The organism is Idiomarina aquatica (assembly GCF_004362895.1).
Classification (GTDB): Bacteria; Pseudomonadota; Gammaproteobacteria; order Enterobacterales; family Alteromonadaceae; genus Idiomarina.
Window position 1 is genome coordinate 24,416 of the sequence record NZ_SNXI01000007.1, and the last position, 19,779, is coordinate 44,194.

Below are 19,779 nucleotides of genomic sequence, written 5' to 3' on the forward strand. Positions count from 1 at the left end.
AATCACTTGATAACAGAATTAATCCGCATTATACCGTAACAACAGGCATATCTCACCACCTACCCGTGCAAAACGGTTGCCTCTGATTTAAAAGGCATTACAATGAGGTTTCAGCATTAATACTGTGTAAACTATGACCAAGTCAGAAACCGAGCGCCTTGTTCGCAAGGCTGAAAAACTTTGTCAGGCGCGTGGCGCCCGTATGACATCGACGCGTAAAGAAGTATTTGCCATTCTCGCCCAGCAGGATGGTTCAATTGGTGCTTATGATCTGCTCGATCAATTAAAAATTATCGTGCCAAATGCCAAACCACCTACTATTTACCGCGCATTGGATTTTTTACAAGAGCAAGGCTTTGTCCACAAAATCACTTCATCGAATAGTTTTGTACTTTGCTCGCATTTTGATCACCACCACCCGGTGCAAATGTTAATCTGTGAATCATGCGGAAACGTCCAGGAGATCCAATCTGACGGCGTTTACGAAGAGCTTCAGCATCAAGCTGAAGGACAAGGTTTTTTGGTACAAGAACAAACTATAGAGGCACACGGGCTTTGCGCTAAGTGCCACTAACAGTATCATTATTTAAGACTTTCCTTATAACAATACAAAATAGATAGGCCTTCCTATGAAGTTAAATTACCTGTTGGGTATTACGATTGCAGGGTTAGGATTTTCCACGCTTGCCAGTGGTCAGGCGTTTGATGATAAATTTCGTCAGTTAAACGACGATAAATTTCGTACCCCTAACGTTTACCGTACAGCATCCGGCGCTCCGGGCCACCAATACTGGCAGCAAGAGGTTGACTACGATATTCGCGTAACACTGAATGACGATAATCAAAGCGTCAGCGCGCGTAGCACCATTACCTATACCAATAACTCACCGGATACCCTGCGTTATTTGTGGGTGCAGTTAGACCAAAACCGGTTCAAAAAGGATTCAATTGGTCCCAAAACCCGCGCTACCTCAGCAGATAGCCTTGAACGGGTGAGCTTTTCTCGTATGGAAAGCATGTTAACCCAGGAAGAGTTTCCGGCTGGTTACACTATTACCGATGTCAGCGATACCCGCGGCGAGCCGATGGATTACACCATCAATGACACCATGATGCGTATTGATTTAGATGAAGCACTGGCATCGGGTGAAAGCGTTACTTTTAACATCGGCTGGCAGAACAACATTATCGAAGCTGATGTACTAGGTGGCCGTGGTGGTTACGAGTACTTCGAGGACGATGGTAACTATCTGTATGAAATGGCGCAGTGGTTCCCGCGTATGGCAGCCTACTATGATGTAGAAGGCTGGCAGAATAAGCAGTTTATCGGCAACGGTGAATTTGCCCTGGAGTTTGGCGATTACACTGTTGCGATTACGGTACCAGCCGATCATATCGTGGCCTCAACCGGCGAGCTACAAAATGCCGAAGAGGTGTTAACTGACGAACAATTAGATCGTCTAGAGCAAGCTAAATCATCTGACCAACCAGTTAAAATCGTGACTCAGGACGAAGCGCTGGAAAACGAAAAAGAAGGCACTGACGAAACCAAAACCTGGGTTTTTAAAGCCGATAAAGTTCGTGATTTTGCCTGGGCATCATCGCGTAAGTTTATCTGGGATGCGCAGCGCTATCAAAAGGGTGACACCGACGTTATGGCAATGTCGTTTTACCCGGAAGAAGGCAACCCGCTATGGGAGCGTTATTCGACGGCGTCAATTATTCACACCATTGACGTATATAACGACTACAGCTTTGACTACCCCTACCCTGTTGCGATTTCAGTAAATGGTCCGGTCGGTGGTATGGAGTACCCTATGATCACCTTTAACGGTCCGCGCCCATATCTGGACGAAGAAAGTGGTGAGAAATATTACTCTAAACGCACTAAATACGGCCTGATTACCGTCATCATCCACGAAATCGGTCATATTTACTTCCCCATGATCGTCAACTCAGACGAACGCCAGTGGACCTGGATGGACGAGGGTATCAACACCTACCTACAGTTCTTAGCGGAACAAGAATGGGAGCCCGACTATCCATCCTGGCGTGGCGATGCACGTAATATCGTGACCTATATGGCTAGTGATAACCAAATGCCGATTATGACTAACTCAGAATCTATTCTGCAGTTTGGTAATAACGCTTATGGTAAACCAGCGACAGCATTGAATATTCTGCGCGAAACTATCGTGGGTCGTGAATTATTTGACTTTGCCTTCCGTGAATACGCTAATCGCTGGAAGTTTAAACGACCGACTCCAGAAGACCTTTTCCGCACCTTAGAAGACGCCAGTGGCGTTGATCTTGACTGGTTCTTCCGTGGTTGGTTCTACACCACAGACCATGTCGACATCAGCCTGGATCAGGTCAATTTGCTGACCGTCAGCACCCAGGATCCAGAGGTAGAGGCGGCATGGCGTAAGCAGGTTGATGAACAGGACCCGGAAACCATTACCGCGGTTCGTAATCAAGACGTAATGTATAAAATCCACCAACAAGAACAGTTGCAGGACTTTTATAACGAGCATGACGAATACACGGTTACTAATGCTGATCGCAACAAATACAAGACGTTGCTGGATGGTCTTAATGAAGAACAAAAAGCAATGCTTGATAACGGCAGTAACTTTTATGTCTTAGACTTCAGTAATCTTGGCGGTCTGGTCATGCCTATTCTGCTTGATCTCCACTACCAAGACGGTAGTAAAGAACACGTCCGTATTCCGGCAGAAATCTGGCGTCGCTCGCCGCAGCAGGTCAGTAAATTGCTGATTCGCGACAAAACCATCGCAGAAATCGTGCTCGACCCATACTGGGAAACCGCTGATGTTGATACTACCAACAACTATTGGCCAGCCCGTCCGGTGCCATCACGTATCGAACTATTTAAACGTGGTGATCGCGACAACAGCATGATGGAAGATTATGATGCAGAACTTAAAACAGACGACGATGAAGAATAAATTAGCCGTCTTTTTTACTGCATTATTGTCACTTGCGCTGCTACCTCAGGTAGCAGCGCACAAGTATTTTTTTGGGCTGACTGAAGTCAGTTATAACCCCCGCACCCAACATGTCGAGGTTGTTCATCAATACACTCTGCATGACGTGCAACGGGCGTTACAGAAGCAGTACGGTGATGACTTCACGCTCGACAACCCTAACGCAGAAGCGCAAATAATGCGTTGGCTTGAAAACCAATTCACCCTTTTTGACAGTAATGACAATAAAGTAAAGCTTAACTGGATTGGCTTTGAAGCTGACTTCCAGAATATTTGGCTTTACCAGGAAGTTGATATTGCCCCGACCGATTTTTGTAATTGGCGGGTGAGTAACAATATATTGATGCGCGAATTTGCTCCACAGGTGAATACCGTTAACTTTGTAACCGATAACGGCACTGATGGCGTTACCTTGACTCGCGAAAACTATACAAAAGCGGTAAACTGCCAATAAATACTTGCAACGACATAGGGACAAGATTGCATGAATGCTGAGTTCGTAAACCCATTTCTGCAGGCATTACAAAATGTAATGTCGATGATGGCGCAAACGGAATTGAAACCCGGAAAGCCGCAGCTTAAAAAAGATGATGTCGCGCGAGGCGATGTGTCCGGCATTATCGGTATGGTTGGGCCACAAATAAAAGGCTCGTTTTCTATCTCTTTTGAAGAAAACCTGGCCTGCGAAATCATGAATAAGATGTTAGGCGAAATGCCAGACTCAGTTGATGACGAAGTCTGTGACATGGTGGGTGAAATTACCAATATGGTTACCGGTGGAGCCAAAAAAACCCTGGGTGAAAAAGGGTACGAGTTTGATATGGCTACTCCGATTGTTGTATCCGGTAAAGATCACACGATTTCACACCGTTCTGAAGGTCCCAGAATTATCATGCCTTTTAGCCATATTGCCGGCAAAGCCTACATCGAAATTTGTTTTGATAAGATTGGCTAAGGTTTATTTTAGCCGTCAACTCTAACTAGTAATGGTCATCGGCAGCTCGCGCAAAATTATCAAAGCGGGACAAGTGGCCATGAAACTTAAGCTCTATCTTGCCTATAGGCCCGTTACGCTGTTTACCTATGATAATTTCTGCCAGCCCTTTCTCACCGCTGTCCGGATGATAAACCTCATCCCGGTAGATAAACATAATGACGTCAGCATCCTGCTCTATTGAGCCGGATTCACGTAAATCAGAGTTTACCGGCCGTTTATCAGAGCGTTGCTCTAGTGAACGGTTTAACTGCGACAACGCAACTACCGGTACATTGAGCTCTTTGGCCAGCGATTTTAACGAGCGCGATATTTCTGCAATTTCCAGCGTGCGGTTCTCGGACATCCCCGGTACCGTCATCAATTGCAGATAATCCACCATGATCATTGATAAACCATCGTGATCCCGTGCAATACGACGAGCACGAGAACGCACTTCGGTAGGTGTCAGCCCCGACGCATCATCAATGTAAAGATTGTTTTTCTCGTTGAGAATATTCATCACTGAAGCAATGCGTGCCCAGTCATCATCCTCAAGTTTACCGGTCCGAACTTTGTTCTGATCAACCCGGCTTAATGATGCCAGCATACGCATCATAATTTGTTCTGCCGGCATCTCCAGACTGAATACCAGAACGGGCTTTTCTTCGTTCATTGCAATATTTTCAGCCAGGTTCATCGCGAAGGTTGTTTTACCCATCGACGGACGCGCGGCGACAATAATCAAATCCGATGGCTGCAGCCCGGCTGTCATCTGGTCCAGATCGTGGAAACCACTGGATACTCCGGTCACGCCGTTGTGGTTTTTAATTTTACTTAACGCGTCTATGCGCTCGATAGTCTTGGCCAGAATATCGCTGACACCCTTGGGGCCCTCTGTCGCGCTAGTACGTTTTTCGGCAATGCGGAATACTTTACTCTCCGCCTCATCCAGCAGTTCCTGGCTGGTTCTGCCCTGCGTATCGTAACCGGACTCGGCAATGTCATTGGCGGCTGCGATCATTTCGCGCAAAACAGCCCGTTCACGCACAATATTTGCGTAGGCTAAAATATTGGCCGCACTGGGGGTATTTTTTGATATTTCACCTAAATAAGCGAAACCACCCACTTTGTCCAATTCACCTGCGGCCTCGAGTACTTCAGAAACAGTAACCAAATCCATTGGTTGGCTGTTATCAGATAGTTTTTGTAGGGCCTGAAAAATCATCCGATGCCCGCGATGATAAAAGTCTTCGGCAATGATGCTGCCAGCCACTTTATCCCAGGCATCGTTATCAAGCATTAATCCGCCTAACACGGACTGTTCAGCCTCGATCGAGTGAGGCGCTGAACGCAGCGCCTCAATTGCTTTATCAGATTTTTTTGCAGCTTGGGCCATGCAAGACGCTTCTCTTGAGTGGTATTGAATAACCCGCCTACTATAGCGTTATTCGCTGCGAATTTCGATAGTTCCGGACACCGTACTCATTTTTACCCGCGCAGCGCCAGAGCCGGCAGTAAAGTCCAATGATGATGAGGCCCCCCAACGAGACTCATCAGCTTTAGCATCGGTAATTCCGTTGACAATGTCGCCGCCTGCATTAGCTTTCAGATCAAAGGTTGCGTTTACCTCACCCAATAAGCGGAAGTTTAAGTCACCGCTCACCGACGAGGCGTCCAGACTTGCGGTGTCGTTAAGCCCGAGCGTGATATCAACGTCGCCGCTGACGTTTTTTACATCGCCTGAATCGACGGCAGGCAAACGCATCTCTACATCACCGGAGACATTCTGCAACTGAAAGCGCTTTAAGGTATCAGACTGAACATCGACGTCGCCACTGACCGCCTGGTATTTTGCAACGGTCGCTGCATTTTCAATATCGGTAATATCACCACTTACCGTTTCTAAGGTAACATCGCCCGCTAACTGGCTGGCTTTGATATCACCCGACACCGTTTTTAACAGTACATCGCGGGCGGCATTGGTGAGCTTGATATCACCACTTACCAGGGTAATGTCTGTAACTGCCTGCAGGTCTGACGCACGCACGTCCATCGATACACCCTCTACTTTCAACGGGCTAGTTGATGGCATATACAGCGTTAGCTCCGAGCCTTCTTCGTCATTGTAACTCCAGCCGTTCTGCTCGGGCGTCCTAACCTCGATTCTCACGCCGTTGCCGCGTAGCTCAAAAATAAGCTCCTCGGCGTTTTCGTCGAGCGTTCCTACCAACCGAACCTGGCTTTTGTCATGTGTTATCACCTCTAACTCACCGCGCTCGTTATTGAGGTAAATCTGGGTGCCAGCACTAATATCGATGGTTTTATCAACCGGCTGTTGCGCCACACTGTTAAAACTGACCGAAGCCATTAGAACACCCGCCAATACCGGTAGGGCTTTTAATAACTTACTCATCGCACATCTCCTGTTTAGATCGCTTGTAATTTGGGTTGTTGCTGATAAGCCTGTTGCAACAACTGCAATTCTTGTTGGTTAATCCAGCGCAGCAGTTCGAGCATTTGCGCGTTACCGCCATTTTGTTGCATCGAGCGGATAAGTTGCTGCTGTTGAGCTTAATTCATTTGTTCAGGCAGTTTTATATCGGTGAGCTCGGACACCGTTGTCTCCCTGTCTATGCATTACTTTTTAAGTTATTTGCTAATGAGTCGCTATGGGTTTTAGCAGGGTTTACAGGCGGGGTAAATTTTTTCAAAAAAAAAGCTGCCGAATGGCAGCTTTTTCTCTGGTTGTTGGCACTTACTGATTAGTCAGCAGCAACAACTTTCAGGTTTACGTTAGCAAACACGTCTGCGTGCAAGTGCAATTCCAGCTCGTATTCGCCAGTTTCACGGATAGTACCGTGAGGCATTAATACTTCAGCTTTCTTCACTTCTACGCCGGCTGCAGTAATCGCGTCAGCGATATCACGCGTGCCGATTGAACCGAACAGTTTACCTTCGTCACCAGCTTTAGAAGCGATTTCGATAGTATCCAGTGCGTTGATTTTTTCTGCACGAGCTTCTGCTGCTGCTAATTCGTCAGCAAGCTTAGCTTCGTACTCAGCGCGACGCTGTTCAAACAGTTCAATGTTTGATTTGGTTGCAGGAACCGCTTTACCCTGAGGGAATAAGAAGTTACGTGCATAACCTGATTTAACGCTAACTTGGTCGCCTAAGCCACCCAGGTTAGCAATTTTGTCTAACAAGATGATATTCATTTTTCGCTACCCTTAATCTTGGAACCGTTGCTAACTTACTGATGTGAATCAGTGTAAGGCAGCAATGACAAATAACGAGCGCGCTTGATAGCACGAGCTAACTGGCGCTGATACTTCGCAGAGGTACCAGTGATACGGCTAGGAACAATTTTACCTGATTCGGTAATGTAGTTCTTCAGCGTAGCGATATCTTTGTAATCAATCTCTTTAACGCCTTCTGCCTTAAAACGGCAGAACTTACGGCGACGGAAAAAACGAGCCATGATGGTCTCCTAGATCTGTTCTAAGTGCTGAGCATGAAGTACTAAACGCGCCAGACCATTGTTGTCTTCGTGGCGATGCAGAAAACCTTCTGCGTGTACCTCACTACCCACCGTCAATTTTTGTAACCAGTGTTGTAACCCTTCACCGCTCATAACGAGCTGCAGTTTAACGTAACTTTGACGGTTCATTCCGGCTTCCGGTTGCATCGAACGGTGTTCGATGGTCACCAATAAGTGCTCGATGCCCGACGGACTGGTTTCCAGCTTCGCGGGTTTACAAACAGTACCGGTAATGTGTAGTCGATTCATACGTCTCTCTGAGGGTCTGCTTTACTCAAACGAGTTAGGCAGCTTCACTGTCACCTTTACGATCTTCCTTCGGCTTAGTCAGCGGCGAAGGTTCAACGATCGCTTCTTTTTTGCGCATAATCATGTTGCGCAATACTGCATCGTTAAAACGGAATGCAGTTTCCAGCTCTTCTACAACCTCTGCAGACGCTTCGATGTTCAACAGAACATAGTGCGCTTTGTGCAGTTTATTGATTGGATAAGCCAGTTGACGACGGCCCCAGTCTTCCAAACGATGGATCTGACCACCACCTTGCTTGATCGTTTCGCTATAGCGCTCGATCATGCCAGGTACTTGCTCGCTTTGGTCCGGGTGGACCATAAATACGATTTCGTAATGACGCATTACAGTTTCCTTTTGGTTCGTATAGCCTCGGTTCAGCTCAGCCGCACTGACATAGAAGCAAGGAACTCAACTAGTAGTTAATTCAATGGCTGATTTAAGCCGCGCGATACTAACGCATTTAAAGGTAAAAAGCAATTTTTGCTTATTCGCTGTCGGCGGCTTGGTGGGATGATTCAATACGGTCGGTCAGCAGGCCAACCAGGCGGCCAACCAATTCGTTTTTGACTTCGCTCTGACCGCGCACAACAATATGATCAAAACGTTTATCGTTGCGATGCAAGGTGGCATCAATTTGTATCGCTCCGTCGCGTTCGACCAGCGCTATTACCACGTCATATTGCGCTTCGCGGTCACCCACTTTATGCCACTCGTGGCGCACCTCTAAGCGGTTATCAATATCTTCAGCAACCTCACTCAGGGTGCGGGTTTCTGTAGTATCAAATTGATACTCGAAGTTTACGTAGGGTTTGGTCGAGCGAATAAACTCACCCGACTCCCAGTTAGGAGTCCAGCTAATAAAAACCATTGCAATTAACACTAAGGCAATGGCAATGGGCAATAGTCGACGTTTAAGATCCATTGCGCTGTCTGACAACCTCAAATAAACACACGCCACTGGCGACCGATACATTTAAACTACTGACACTGCCTGCCAACGGAATCGATACCAGTTCATCGCAGGTTTCACGCGTTAAGCGGCGCATGCCTTTACCTTCAGCGCCCATTACCATGGCAGTCGGGCCCTGATAGTCTATTTCGTAAAGTGATTTTGTTGCTTCGCCCGCCGTACCGACAATCCAGACATTCAATTGCTGTAGTTCCCGGAGCGCACGAGCCAGGTTGGTCACTACGACCATTGGCACCACTTCCGCGGCACCAGAGGCGACCTTACGCACGGTCGGCGTAATCTGTACTGACTTGTCTTTAGGCACCACCACGGCGGTTACCCCAGCGGCATCGGCAGTGCGCAGGCAGGCCCCCAGATTATGCGGGTCGGTAATACCATCCAGCACTAAAAATAGTGGCGACTGCTCACTGTCATCAATCAATTTGGCAAAATCATGTTCGGTCAGCGTAGGCAAAGACGTTACCGTGGCTACCACGCCTTGGTGATTACCACCCTCAGCGCGTTTATCCAGCGCATGCTTTGGCACCCACTGCGGCCTGATGCCAATCGTATGCGTTTGTTGCACCAGTGCATTGACCGCATCATTTTGGCGCTCTTTAGAGACATAAAGCTCAACCAATCGGTCCGGATGGTTATCCAAAATAGAACGAACCGCGTGTAAACCAAATACCGTGACCTTTTGGCTCATGATGATTTTTTACCCTTGCCTTTGTTGCCCTTTTGCGGCTTCTTATTAGTTGGCTTTTTGCCACCCTGAGATTTTTTGCGCTGGGTTTTACCACTATTACGTTTGCGTTGTTTACCCGCAGGGCTCTCTGCCGCGATCAAGCTTAAATCGATCTTACGTTCATCCAGGTCAACGGTCTTAACTCGAACCTGAACTTTATCACCGAGGCGGTACACGGTGCGTGTATTTTCACCAATCAACAACCCTTTTTGATTGTCATACTGATAATAATCATCGCCGAGATTGCTAATATGAACCAGACCATCGATTTGGTATTCGTCCAGGCGAACAAACAAACCAAAGTTGGTTACCGATGAGACCACACCACTGAACTCCATACCGATGTGATCTAACATGAATTCACATTTCAGCCATTCATCCACTTGCCGCGTTGCATCATCAGCCCGACGTTCAGTCATCGAACAATGTACGCCAAGATCCTCCAGCTCACGCTCACTGTAAGCCCATGCACCCGTCAACGCTTGCTCTGTGCCTTCACGCTTACGCAGAATCGATTTAATCGCCCGATGCAGAATCAGATCAGGGTAGCGCCGAATCGGCGAAGTGAAGTGCGAGTAGGATTTAAGCGCCAGCCCAAAATGCCCTTCATTCTCAGACTGATAGACGGCCTGCTGCATTGAGCGCAGCAACATCGTCTCGATCAATTCATGATCAGGGCGATCTTTGACTTCCTCTAATAATTTACCATAGTCCGATGGCGTTGGCTTATCGCCGCCGCCCAAACTTAACCCCAGTTCGCCCAGGAAAGCCCTGAAACTGGTTAAACGCTCGTCTGCCGGTGCTTCATGCACGCGGAATAGCGCACCAATTTCTTCTTCGCTTTCAATCAGTCGCGCCGATGCAACGTTCGCGGCAATCATGCACTCTTCGATAATTTTGTGCGCCACATGACGTTTGACCGGTTCAATCCGCTCAATTTTGCGGTGCGCATTAAAAATAAAGCGCGTTTCCTGCGTGTCAAACTCTATGGCAGAGCGTTGTTTACGTACCGTAGCCAGTGCTTTATACACATTGTGCAGTTCTTCAATATTGCTGAGTACGTTTTTATACTGCTCGCGCAGTTCTGCGTCACCATCTAAGATTTGCTTAACTTTGGTGTAGGTGAGGCGGGCGTGTGAATTCATCACCGCCGGATAAAAACGCGAGTTTTTCAGCTTACCGCGCGGGCCAATTTCCATTTCCGCGACCATACACAAGCGGTCGACGTTAGGATTAAGCGAACACAGCCCATTAGAAAGTTTTTCCGGTAGCATCGGAATGACGTTATTCGGAAAGTAAACCGAATTACCGCGGTTAACGGCTTCGTTATCCAGCTGAGTCGACGGTTTTACGTAATAGGATACGTCAGCAATAGCTACCCATAAGCGCCAGCCTTTTTCTTCCGGCAAGGCACACACAGCGTCATCAAAATCACGTGAATCTTCGCCATCAATGGTTATTAATGGCAATTCCCGCAGATCGACACGGCCATCGTAAGCCTCTTTGGGTACTTCCTCGCTGTATTTTTCCAGCTCAGCGTCAATACCCTCTGGCCATTCGTTAGGAATATCATGCTCACGAATCGCGATTTCGATTTCCATACCCGGCGCCATATGGTCACCCAGTATTTCATAGACCTTACCAATAGGACTGGTGCGGCGATTAGGCCGGCGCGTAATGGTCACGACAACGAGTTGACCATGGCGCGCGCCAAGATTGTCGGCATGCGGTATTAAGATATCCTGACTAATACGCGAGTCATCCGGCACCACAATGCCCAAATCATTTTCGACAAAATAACGTCCGACGATATTACTATCCCGCGGCTCAACAACACGAACGACACGACCTTCGGCACGGCCGCGGTTATCGGTCCCGGCAGGCTTAATCAGTACTTTATCGCCATGCAGCACCGAATACATTTGGTGGTGCGGAATAAAAATATCTTTGCCGCCGTCATCAGGGCGACAAAATCCGAAGCCATCACGATGACCGATAATGGTGCCGCGGACCAACTGCATGCGCTCGGGCAGACCATAACAATTGGCTTTGGTATAGACTAATTGACCATCACGCTCCATTGCCCGCAAACGACGCTTTACACCAATATGCTGTCGCTCATCCTGCAGCTTAAAATGCGTAATAAAATCGTCAAAGGGCACTGGCTTTAAGCGCTCAGTTACCAGTTCAAGCAGTTCATCCCGTGACGGGATTTCGACATCGTATTGTGGTGTCGTTTGGTCGTTGCTGTTGCTTGCGTTGTTATCGGTCATAGAATCCTTAATTTTGCGCGTATCTTGCGTCTTTTACCTAACTAATAGTATACGCACCTGAATAGCTCTTGTCAGTTAATCTACCATGACAATAAAAAACCCCCGCTTACTTGCGGGGGCTGTTGCTGTGTTTTAGCCGAAAAACTTATTCGTTTGGCTGCGATAAACTCAGCTCGCGAATGGTGTTTTCCTGAATATCACTGTTATCAAACCAAATCGGACGCAACTGTGGCTGTTGCGAGTACAGCAGCGTCTGGTCAATGTAGTGATCAGAGAACACGTTACGTGACTGCGAGTAACTCAGTAGTCCTTCGGCTACCGGACCGTTCTCGGTAAATTCCATGGTAAACATCCAGCTTGAACCGTAGCTAATATGATAGCCAAGGCCGGCTTCGGTCAGGTTGGAACCATCTGCTTCAGGATAAATTAAACGCGGATAGATGGTACCATCTGAACCGGTGTTAGCACGGAAGACGTTAAAGCCACCTTCAACGTTGTTAGCACCACCCCAGGGTAAGCGCTGACCCGAAGGTTGTCCGGTCGGTAATGCGCGTTCGACAAATTGCACTTCGCCCAACGGCGCGTCAATCGGTAATCCCAGTGACTGGATGCGCACCATGGCATTACCCAGATCCGTTAATACCGACACATTGTTTACCATGTCGCGCGGCGTATTAAGTGGATCAGCCGGATCAAACTCAACTTCCCATTTGGGGTTGCGATTAAATTCGGTAGCAAATTCACGGAACAACATCGCACCGACGCTATCTTTGTTCATCGTGCCATCCCACTGACCGAGCGTATCGCAAGCAGGTTTGATGCTGATATTGCCGGCCGCAGTAGATACCGGTTGTTCACCCTGACGGGTACACAACGCCAGCAGATCGTCCAACAGCACCTCAGCCAGATAGCTACGATTACTTAACAACTTCTCGGCGATATCTTCACGGGTAAACTTACCATCAGCAGAGCCACCTTCAGCCAGCATTTTTTGGCCTAAACGCGAACGCCACGATTGTTCGTTGTTGATTGGTCCCCACAACGGCGCAACATTCTCAATTGGCGTATCCGGGTTGGTTAGCCAATAACTGTTATTCGAGTTTTGTACAAAGTCAGTGCGCAACAGTGAAGGAGCACGGTCAAACGACATCTTGCCGTCTGCTTTGAACATTGCTGAATTACCCGGCATCACAGGGAAGCCGGCAGAAGCACTAATGCCCTGCAGCAAGGTGTTTTGCTCCCATGCGGCAATCGCTTCGTCGCTGATATTCGGCACCGATGAACCATCAGTAAAGAAGGCATCGCCATCGTCATCAACTGCCATCGCGTTGTTAAATACCGTACCGGTATAGTCAATAAAGCTTTGGCGGTATTCTTCGATATTACGCGCCCGGTTCATTGCCAGCCAGTGGTCAAGCACTTCGTAGTTTGGCAAGTTGGCATCGTAAATCGCATAAGCGACGTCTTTACCAAAATCATCCACACCCCAGGTTAATGGTGAGTTAGGAACCTTTATGATGGTACCGAACTCACTGTGGTAGCTGGTTTTTTCCAGGGTAATACTATTCCCGCCACCGACATTAACCCGAATCTGGTGCGTCTTGGTTGTCATCTCGACCGGCTCGCCGTCGACCAAATAGGTGGTACCCGATTCATCCGCCGGGTCCAGTTCTAATTGGTGCACAACAAAGCGGTTAGCGGTAGAGAAAGTATGCGTCCAGGCCACGTTCTCGTTAAAGCCGATATTAACCACACCTGGCATACCCGATAACGAGCCACCGGCAACTTTCAACTCGCCCGGAATTTCTATACCAAACTGCCAGAAGCGTTGGTTACCGGTATGCGGGAAGTGCGGGTTAGCTAACAGCATACCCTGCCCGGTTGCACTTAAGTCACGCCCCACAGCCCAACCATTTGAGCCCATTTCGGTAGGGTTCGGTTCCGGCATGTGAACGTCTACATTGGCCAGATTCAGACTCGCGGTTTCCTGACCCGGCATAACCGGCTGGGGCGCAAAGTCCTGCCCCGGAGGCGCTGCTACAAACACCGCACCCGTAAAGTTACTGGCTCCCGGCAACAACGCAACCCCCTGCGCATAGGTCAGCATGTCGACCGGCGTAATTTCGCGCACAAATGGTTGGCCGGCACATTGAGGGTCAATATTCGCAACACCGGTATCATTCAGGTACTTGTTATAACCTGCCGCATAACCTTCAAGTAAGGCTTTAGATTCGTCAGTCAGGCTGTCATAGCCCTGCTCCGCGTTGTCACGGATACCTAATGCTAAAAAGCCAAAATCATCGATTAAGTTTTGGCTGTTACCCGATCCAATCGGGTTATCAGGACCAAAGAACATGGACCGCTGAGAATTAAACTTAACGATTTGATCGGCAAGGATACAAATATTGTCTTGCGCAAAGGCATAGCCCACGCCAAACGCTATACTTTCGACATTGTCGGCAGTTATGTAAGGTACGCCATAGTCTGTCCAGGTAATATCCGCGGTTAACTCACCATCTGTATCAAAGGTAGTTAACGGCTCCTGTTCTGGTAACGGACTACTGTGGTCAGGTTCTTCCGCCACTGGCGGTGCTTGGTATTCCGGTACGTCGTTTTCAAATTCACAGCCAGCGAGCGTCACTACGCCAGCCAGGATCATCCCCTGATAAATCCGACTTTTTGTTGGCAAATTCATCGCTTTTTCCTTGTTATTGTTTTTAATTTTTAAAACGATACTGCCTTATTCGTTTAGTGCTTGAGTATGGAAGCTACAGGTCGAACCTGCAAGTCAATTTCTGCCGGTTTATTATAGCTTTATCGTGCCTTTCAGGTAATCTACCGCAGTGCCATGTATCTGCACTCGGTCACCGACCACGACACACTGCAATGTTCCGCCACGACGGGATGCCTGGCGGGCTAAAATGTGGTTTTTATTTAACCGTTGCGCCCAATATGGCGCCAGCTGGCAGTGTGCCGAGCCGGTTACCGGATCTTCAGGTACATTAAGCTTGGGGAAAAAACAGCGGCTGACGCAGTCATAGTCGCGACCGGCGGCTGTAAATACGACCCCGCGCGAGTCCAGCCGCTGTAAGACGGATAAGTCGGGGGCGAGATCCAGCACCTGATGTTCATCAGCAAGAACAACAATGTGGTCAAACCCCAGCAACACGGCTTGCGGCTCAACGTCCAGTACCTGGCTAATGGCCTCAGGCACCGCAACCGACTCCGGCAGCGTCGCCGGAAAGTCCATCATTAAACCTTGTTCTGTGCGATGCACAATAAGCTCACCGCTACGGCTCTCGAACGACACCTGCTGTTGAGCGTAACCCAAGTGCTCAAAAACCACATGCGCAGCCGCTAAGGTTGCATGACCACACAGATCCACTTCAGCTGCCGGCGTAAACCAACGCAGCTGAAAGCGCTCACCCTGCGGCACAATAAACGCGGTTTCGGATAAATTATTTTCTTCGGCTATTTTTAACAGCAGGTCATCAGCAAGCCATTGTTGCAAAGGCACGACTGCTGCCGGATTCCCCTCAAAAACACGCTCAGCAAAAGCATCCACCTGAAATAAATTGAGTTCCACCGCAACTTCCTCTTGTTATTACCAGTTATTGGCTATACATAGTAAGTGATGAACACGATGCTGATAAAGATATTCAACTTATTTCTGCTGCTAGCGAGCGCAATGACTGTCGCGCATGCCGAATACGTTTATGCCGGCGTCAAGTCAGATAAACACAACATCACCCAGCATACGACGCTAGACAGACAGGGTCTCAATTACCACCAAACGCTGTTACAAGCAGACGTTGAAAACGAAACGAGTGATCTCGACAGTTTAACAACTACGCCGGAACTCCCCCCCTGGCATCGTCTATCGTTCGGTCAACCGTCAGCACTGTCGCTAGCTAATGTCGCGTTTAAGTTTTCTTTCCCACAGAGCCGTGCCCCGCCAGTAATCTGCTAACGCAATTTTGATTTAACGACGTCATCAACGTTTACTATCTGTGTTAGTGGAGTATTCATATGAACCAATTTAAAGCGATCCCATCCGATCACATGAGCCCGGAACTGGGCACAGAAAACACCCAGCAAGAGTTTAGTCACGCAAGTTGGCATGCGCCGGCGACGGCTGTGTTTGATGATTTCCGTCAGCATGAGCCCGTTATCGTCGATGCCGACACTAGTCTTGCTAAGACCGAGTCACTTTTGCATAAAAGCGGTCAACGCTACGCCTGTGTGAGTAATACCAAAGGTAATATCATCGGATTTGTGGCGCTACGTGAGTTTTATGGCCGGCGTGCCATGCAATTAGCATTACAAGCTCAGATTCCGCGCGCTGAAGTGAGCGTCAGTGCGCTGATGGTGAACCTAGCGCAATTGCCACAAATCGAATATCGGTTGCTGAATCAAGCGCGCATTGGCGATGCCGCAGCAACATTGAAGACTCGAGGTTACGACTTTTTAGTGATTAAAGAAGGGGAAATTCTGCGCGGCGTTATTTCATCACTACGCATCGCTGAAGTCACCGGAGAATCAGTAAACATTTATCACTCCGCGTCCACTTTTGCCGAAATCATGACTGCCGTCAGTCATGGTGAATTAATGGACTAACGTAAACAGCTAGCGGTAGCGCTTATTATTGATACAAGCGTTACCCAGCTATCGCCCAGTTTTACCGTCAAGTGGTCATAAAACGTCTGTGTTTGCATCGCCGGGGGTGTTTGCTAACCCCAGCGGGACCATTAATAACAACCCCGACATGATAAATAGACGCATAAATGCCTCAAGCGCGGAATAAACTAAAAGCTTAAACTGAAGCAGTGGCGTTTTAGATCAATAGCGTGATTTGGCGCTGTGGTTTTAAAGGACTATTTATAACTGATTATTTCTAATTGATGGTGCCGAGGGGGGGACTTGAACCCCCACGCTGTTACCAGCGGTGGATTTTGAATCCACTGCGTCTACCAATTCCGCCACCTCGGCAAAAGATAGGATGTCTTGGTCGACGGGTGGGATTATACCCGTGACATGGTGCTAATCAAGCACTTATTGCAGAAATTTTTCAGTTACTGGTTTAATTGCTGATTAGTTAACCAATGCCGCCTTTTTTGCCCCATGCATACGCGATTTTTCGGCTTCGTGTTACACTTTCGTGGTTTGATTAGCACAAGCAACGATAAGGGTTACCGTGGTTACCGAAGCACAAAAATTACATGCCAGTTTCCCCAGTGCGGGAATACTTCGACGTCTTGCCGCGTGGATTTATGATTTACTGGTAGCAGCCGCTATTATTATGCTGGCATCTGCTGTGGCGCTAGCTTTTGCCGGGATCTTGTCTGCAACCGGCATGATTACCTTAACCGAAGAGTTCGACCACGCGGCCTGGCTGGCTCAGGGGCCCTGGTACAGCATTTATTTGATTACCGTGGTGGCGATTTTTTTTGGCTATTTCTGGAAAACCTCCGGGCAAACCGTCGGTATGCGCGCATGGCGGTTAAAACTACAAAACCGTGATGGCAGTAAACTGTCGCTAACCCAGGTCGTGATCAGGTTACTAACGTGCTGCGCCGGCCTTGGCAGTTTATGGGTGTTAGTCGATTTTAAAAACCGTCGCAGCTGGCACGACTACGCCGCCGGCACTGAGCTGGTTGTGCTATCTAAAGAGGCTAACCAGCTATTTTATTGGCATGATTTATAGTCGCTTCCGCGAACAAGCTAGCCCGGCCGCTTCTGCATAAAATAAACAGCCAAACCGGCAAACACGATACTGGGCAATACCGCGCCCAGTATCGCCGGAATCTGGTAAACCTGCGCTAACGGCCCGAAAATCTCGTTGGTTACGTGAAAACCAAAACCGGTCACCACGCCCAATAAGATGCGCGCCCCCATACTGGTCGAGCGCAGCGGCCCGAAGATAAACGACAACGCCACCAATAACATCACCGCGACCGTAATCGGTGCTAATACCTTGCGCCACAGCGCCAGCTCATAACGCTGCGATGACTGCTGGTTGCTCTCCAAATAGGTCAGGTAATCCAGTAGCCCGGTTATCGACAAAGACTCCGGCTTTACCGTTACAACGCCCAGTTTGTCAGGTGTTAAACTTGACTGCCACGCTATTGATGGCACCCGGCGTTCGTTAATTCTGCGTTCACCAATTTCGGTCACCACCACCTGGTTTAAGCGCCATTTTTGGTCACTGAATACCGCTGACTGCGCATAGGTAACCGTGTCTAACTGCTTTTGTTCGGTAAACTCGTAAATCAATACGCTGTTCAGTTGGCCGGTATCCTGCACTTCGCCGATATTGATAAAACGATTACCGTCTTTAGCCCACACCCCGCGCTGCGCCGAAATCAAGCTACCACCGGATATTTCCTGTGCCCGGATTAACCGCCCTTTGGCTTCCATTGGCGGCGCAATCCACTCGCCAATCGCCATTACCGCGACCATCATAATAATGGCGGTTTTCATCACCGCAGCCGCAATATTCAGGCGCGAGCGCCCCGCTGCCATCATCACCACTAACTCGGAGTTACTGGCCAACATGCCCATGCCTATCAAACCACCCAACAAGGCAGCCATAGGAAAGAATACCTCGATATCCCGGGGCAGGCTGTAAAACACAAACAACGCGGCATCAACCACTTCGTAACTGCCCCGCCCCACTGACTTTAACTGTTCAACAAAACGAATCAGCGACGACAGCCCGGTCAACACAGCTAAACTAAGTAGCGACGTACGCAACACCGTCATACCGATGTAACGTTCCAGAATTGATAACATTAACTACGCCCCCATTTTAGCGAGGCCAGCATCCGTAAGCCCACCGGACGCCCCTTACCAATTAATATCATGCCGAATATCAATAGCCCGATATGGATCCACCACAAACCAATAGCGGTAGGAATGACACCATCGCGGACAGCAGATTTAGCCGCCATCAGCAGCAGAAAGTACCCCAAATAGATAAGCAGCGCCGGTGCCATCCGCGCGAATTTACCCTGCCGCGGATTAACCCGGCTTAACGGCACCGCAATCAATGTCAGCAACGGCATCGCCAACGGAATCGCCACACGCCACTGAAACTCAGCCACAGCCGCAGCGCCGGACTCTTGCAGCAGCTCTTGCGTACTGTAGGCTTCCAGCTTGCGAATTTGCTCGTTAACCGGCTGCTCTTTAATCTGCAGGCGATAGCTATCAAACTGCATCAGCTGGTAGCTGTTGGCATCACCAGCAAAGCGTTTACCGTTATTCAGCTCCAGCCATTGCTCACCCGATGCTTCGGTAATAACCCGGCCACCATCCGCCATCACCACACTGCCTGACTGCAGTTGACCCTGTTCATGCTGGTGCTGTGCTACAAACACATTATCCAGCTGCCCCTCTTCACCCTGCGCTTCGATAAAAATGACGGCTTTTTGGTTACTGGCTTGCTGAAAACGACCGGGCATTAATGCCGTCAGGCCACTATCTGCGCGTGCTTTATCTTCAATTTTCTGTTCTTGATCTAATGCCCATGGCACTGCCCACAACGTTAACGCCGCCGTGGCAAGCGCTAATACCAGCGACAGCACCAGCGTCACCCGGGTGACATACCATTCGCTAACACCACAGGCGTGCAGCACGGTCATTTCGTTATCTGCGTAAATACGCCCGTGCGCCAGCAAAATACCCAAAAACAGGCTTAACGGCAGGATTAGTGACAATAATGCCGGTAAGTTTAACGACAACAGCTGAAATATGATGGTACCGGGAATATCACCTTCGGATGCATCCGATAGCACCCGGACAAATTTTTGACTGACAAAAATTGTTATCAAAATAAATAAAACGGCAAGTTGAGATTTAAAGGTCTCATTGATCAGGTATTTAAATATGCGCACCGGCTTTCGCTCTTAATGTTCGCTCTAAGTTTAACCCCATAACATGGGTTTTTACTGGAATAGCTGTGATTTTTAAGTAAACTTGGTATTTTAACAACAAATT

General features: G+C 48.5%; 20 protein-coding genes and 1 tRNA gene. 7 read left to right on the top strand and 14 right to left on the bottom strand.

The window, feature by feature from the left end:
* Positions 1-133: 133 nt before the first annotated feature.
* The 4 genes from zur to DEU29_RS06985 are packed head-to-tail and all read left to right on the top strand — an operon-like array spanning position 134 to position 3,963.
* Positions 134-574 carry a zinc uptake transcriptional repressor Zur gene (zur, locus tag DEU29_RS06970; RefSeq protein ID WP_133539534.1) on the top strand — a complete coding sequence of 147 codons (441 nt, stop codon included), beginning with the start codon at positions 134-136 and terminating at the stop codon, positions 572-574.
* Positions 575-629: 55 nt separating this feature from the next.
* Positions 630-2,969 (top strand): M1 family metallopeptidase, encoded by a 2,340-nt coding sequence (locus DEU29_RS06975; protein ID WP_133539535.1) that lies wholly within the window; start codon positions 630-632, stop codon positions 2,967-2,969.
* A complete protein-coding gene (locus DEU29_RS06980; RefSeq protein WP_243734506.1) occupies positions 2,932-3,462 on the top strand; it encodes a DUF6702 family protein in 531 nt (176 codons plus the stop codon). Before DEU29_RS06975 ends, DEU29_RS06980 begins: the two co-directional genes overlap by 38 nt.
* 30 nt (positions 3,463-3,492) lie before the next feature.
* Positions 3,493-3,963, top strand: coding sequence for a chemotaxis protein CheX (locus tag DEU29_RS06985; protein WP_133539536.1), 471 nt, complete (start codon positions 3,493-3,495; stop codon positions 3,961-3,963).
* Between the two features lie 25 nt (positions 3,964-3,988).
* Here DEU29_RS06985 and dnaB read toward each other — a convergent pair whose 3' ends face one another.
* The 11 genes from dnaB to DEU29_RS07040 form a co-directional block, all read right to left on the bottom strand.
* On the bottom strand, positions 3,989-5,380 hold the full coding sequence (gene dnaB, locus DEU29_RS06990) for a replicative DNA helicase (RefSeq protein WP_133539537.1): 1,392 nt from the start codon (positions 5,378-5,380) through the stop codon (positions 3,989-3,991).
* 48 nt (positions 5,381-5,428) lie between these two features.
* Positions 5,429-6,397 (bottom strand): DUF4097 family beta strand repeat-containing protein, encoded by a 969-nt coding sequence (locus tag DEU29_RS06995; protein WP_133539538.1) that lies wholly within the window; start codon positions 6,395-6,397, stop codon positions 5,429-5,431.
* Between the two features lie 349 nt (positions 6,398-6,746).
* Complete coding sequence (gene rplI, locus DEU29_RS07000; protein WP_133539539.1) at positions 6,747-7,199, bottom strand: 50S ribosomal protein L9; 453 nt, start codon at positions 7,197-7,199, stop codon at positions 6,747-6,749.
* Between the two features lie 35 nt (positions 7,200-7,234).
* Positions 7,235-7,462 carry a 30S ribosomal protein S18 gene (gene rpsR, locus DEU29_RS07005; RefSeq protein ID WP_006956988.1) on the bottom strand — a complete coding sequence of 76 codons (228 nt, stop codon included), beginning with the start codon at positions 7,460-7,462 and terminating at the stop codon, positions 7,235-7,237.
* A gap of 9 nt (positions 7,463-7,471) precedes the next feature.
* Positions 7,472-7,771 carry a primosomal replication protein N gene (priB, locus tag DEU29_RS07010; protein ID WP_133539540.1) on the bottom strand — a complete coding sequence of 100 codons (300 nt, stop codon included), beginning with the start codon at positions 7,769-7,771 and terminating at the stop codon, positions 7,472-7,474.
* 34 nt (positions 7,772-7,805) lie between these two features.
* Positions 7,806-8,156: a 30S ribosomal protein S6 gene (gene rpsF / locus DEU29_RS07015; RefSeq protein ID WP_105306976.1), complete on the bottom strand. Its 351-nt coding sequence runs from the start codon at positions 8,154-8,156 to the stop codon at positions 7,806-7,808.
* Positions 8,157-8,298: 142 nt separating this feature from the next.
* On the bottom strand, positions 8,299-8,736 hold the full coding sequence (locus tag DEU29_RS07020; RefSeq protein WP_133539541.1) for a signaling protein: 438 nt from the start codon (positions 8,734-8,736) through the stop codon (positions 8,299-8,301).
* Entirely contained in the window at positions 8,726-9,472 is a 747-nt protein-coding gene (rlmB, locus tag DEU29_RS07025) for a 23S rRNA (guanosine(2251)-2'-O)-methyltransferase RlmB (protein WP_133539542.1), read from the bottom strand. The genes DEU29_RS07020 and rlmB overlap by 11 nt, the downstream gene beginning before the upstream one ends.
* Entirely contained in the window at positions 9,469-11,784 is a 2,316-nt protein-coding gene (gene rnr / locus DEU29_RS07030; RefSeq protein ID WP_133539543.1) for a ribonuclease R, read from the bottom strand. Before rnr ends, rlmB begins: the two co-directional genes overlap by 4 nt.
* 145 nt (positions 11,785-11,929) lie before the next feature.
* Positions 11,930-14,479, bottom strand: coding sequence for an acylase (locus DEU29_RS07035; protein WP_133539544.1), 2,550 nt, complete (start codon positions 14,477-14,479; stop codon positions 11,930-11,932).
* 111 nt (positions 14,480-14,590) lie between these two features.
* The gene (locus DEU29_RS07040; RefSeq protein WP_133539545.1) at positions 14,591-15,370 is read right to left on the bottom strand and encodes a PhzF family phenazine biosynthesis protein; all 780 of its coding nucleotides are present in this window, start codon (positions 15,368-15,370) and stop codon (positions 14,591-14,593) included.
* Between the two features lie 102 nt (positions 15,371-15,472).
* On the opposite strand from DEU29_RS07040, the gene DEU29_RS07045 reads away from it, so the two are divergent.
* Both DEU29_RS07045 and DEU29_RS07050 read left to right on the top strand, forming a co-directional pair.
* Positions 15,473-15,754: a hypothetical protein gene (locus DEU29_RS07045; protein WP_133539546.1), complete on the top strand. Its 282-nt coding sequence runs from the start codon at positions 15,473-15,475 to the stop codon at positions 15,752-15,754.
* A gap of 59 nt (positions 15,755-15,813) precedes the next feature.
* The gene (locus DEU29_RS07050; RefSeq protein ID WP_133539547.1) at positions 15,814-16,401 is read left to right on the top strand and encodes a hypothetical protein; all 588 of its coding nucleotides are present in this window, start codon (positions 15,814-15,816) and stop codon (positions 16,399-16,401) included.
* Between the two features lie 285 nt (positions 16,402-16,686).
* Here DEU29_RS07050 and DEU29_RS07055 read toward each other — a convergent pair.
* Positions 16,687-16,773, bottom strand: a tRNA-Leu gene (locus DEU29_RS07055).
* A gap of 205 nt (positions 16,774-16,978) precedes the next feature.
* Between DEU29_RS07055 and DEU29_RS07060 the strand changes: the two genes are divergently transcribed.
* The gene (locus DEU29_RS07060) at positions 16,979-17,488 is read left to right on the top strand and encodes an RDD family protein (protein WP_133539548.1); all 510 of its coding nucleotides are present in this window, start codon (positions 16,979-16,981) and stop codon (positions 17,486-17,488) included.
* 17 nt (positions 17,489-17,505) lie between these two features.
* On the opposite strand, the gene lptG is transcribed toward DEU29_RS07060, so the two are convergent.
* Positions 17,506-18,576 (bottom strand): LPS export ABC transporter permease LptG, encoded by a 1,071-nt coding sequence (lptG, locus tag DEU29_RS07065; RefSeq protein WP_133539549.1) that lies wholly within the window; start codon positions 18,574-18,576, stop codon positions 17,506-17,508.
* A complete protein-coding gene (lptF, locus tag DEU29_RS07070; RefSeq protein ID WP_208107617.1) occupies positions 18,576-19,676 on the bottom strand; it encodes an LPS export ABC transporter permease LptF in 1,101 nt (366 codons plus the stop codon). Before lptF ends, lptG begins: the two co-directional genes overlap by 1 nt.
* Positions 19,677-19,779 lie beyond the last annotated feature (103 nt).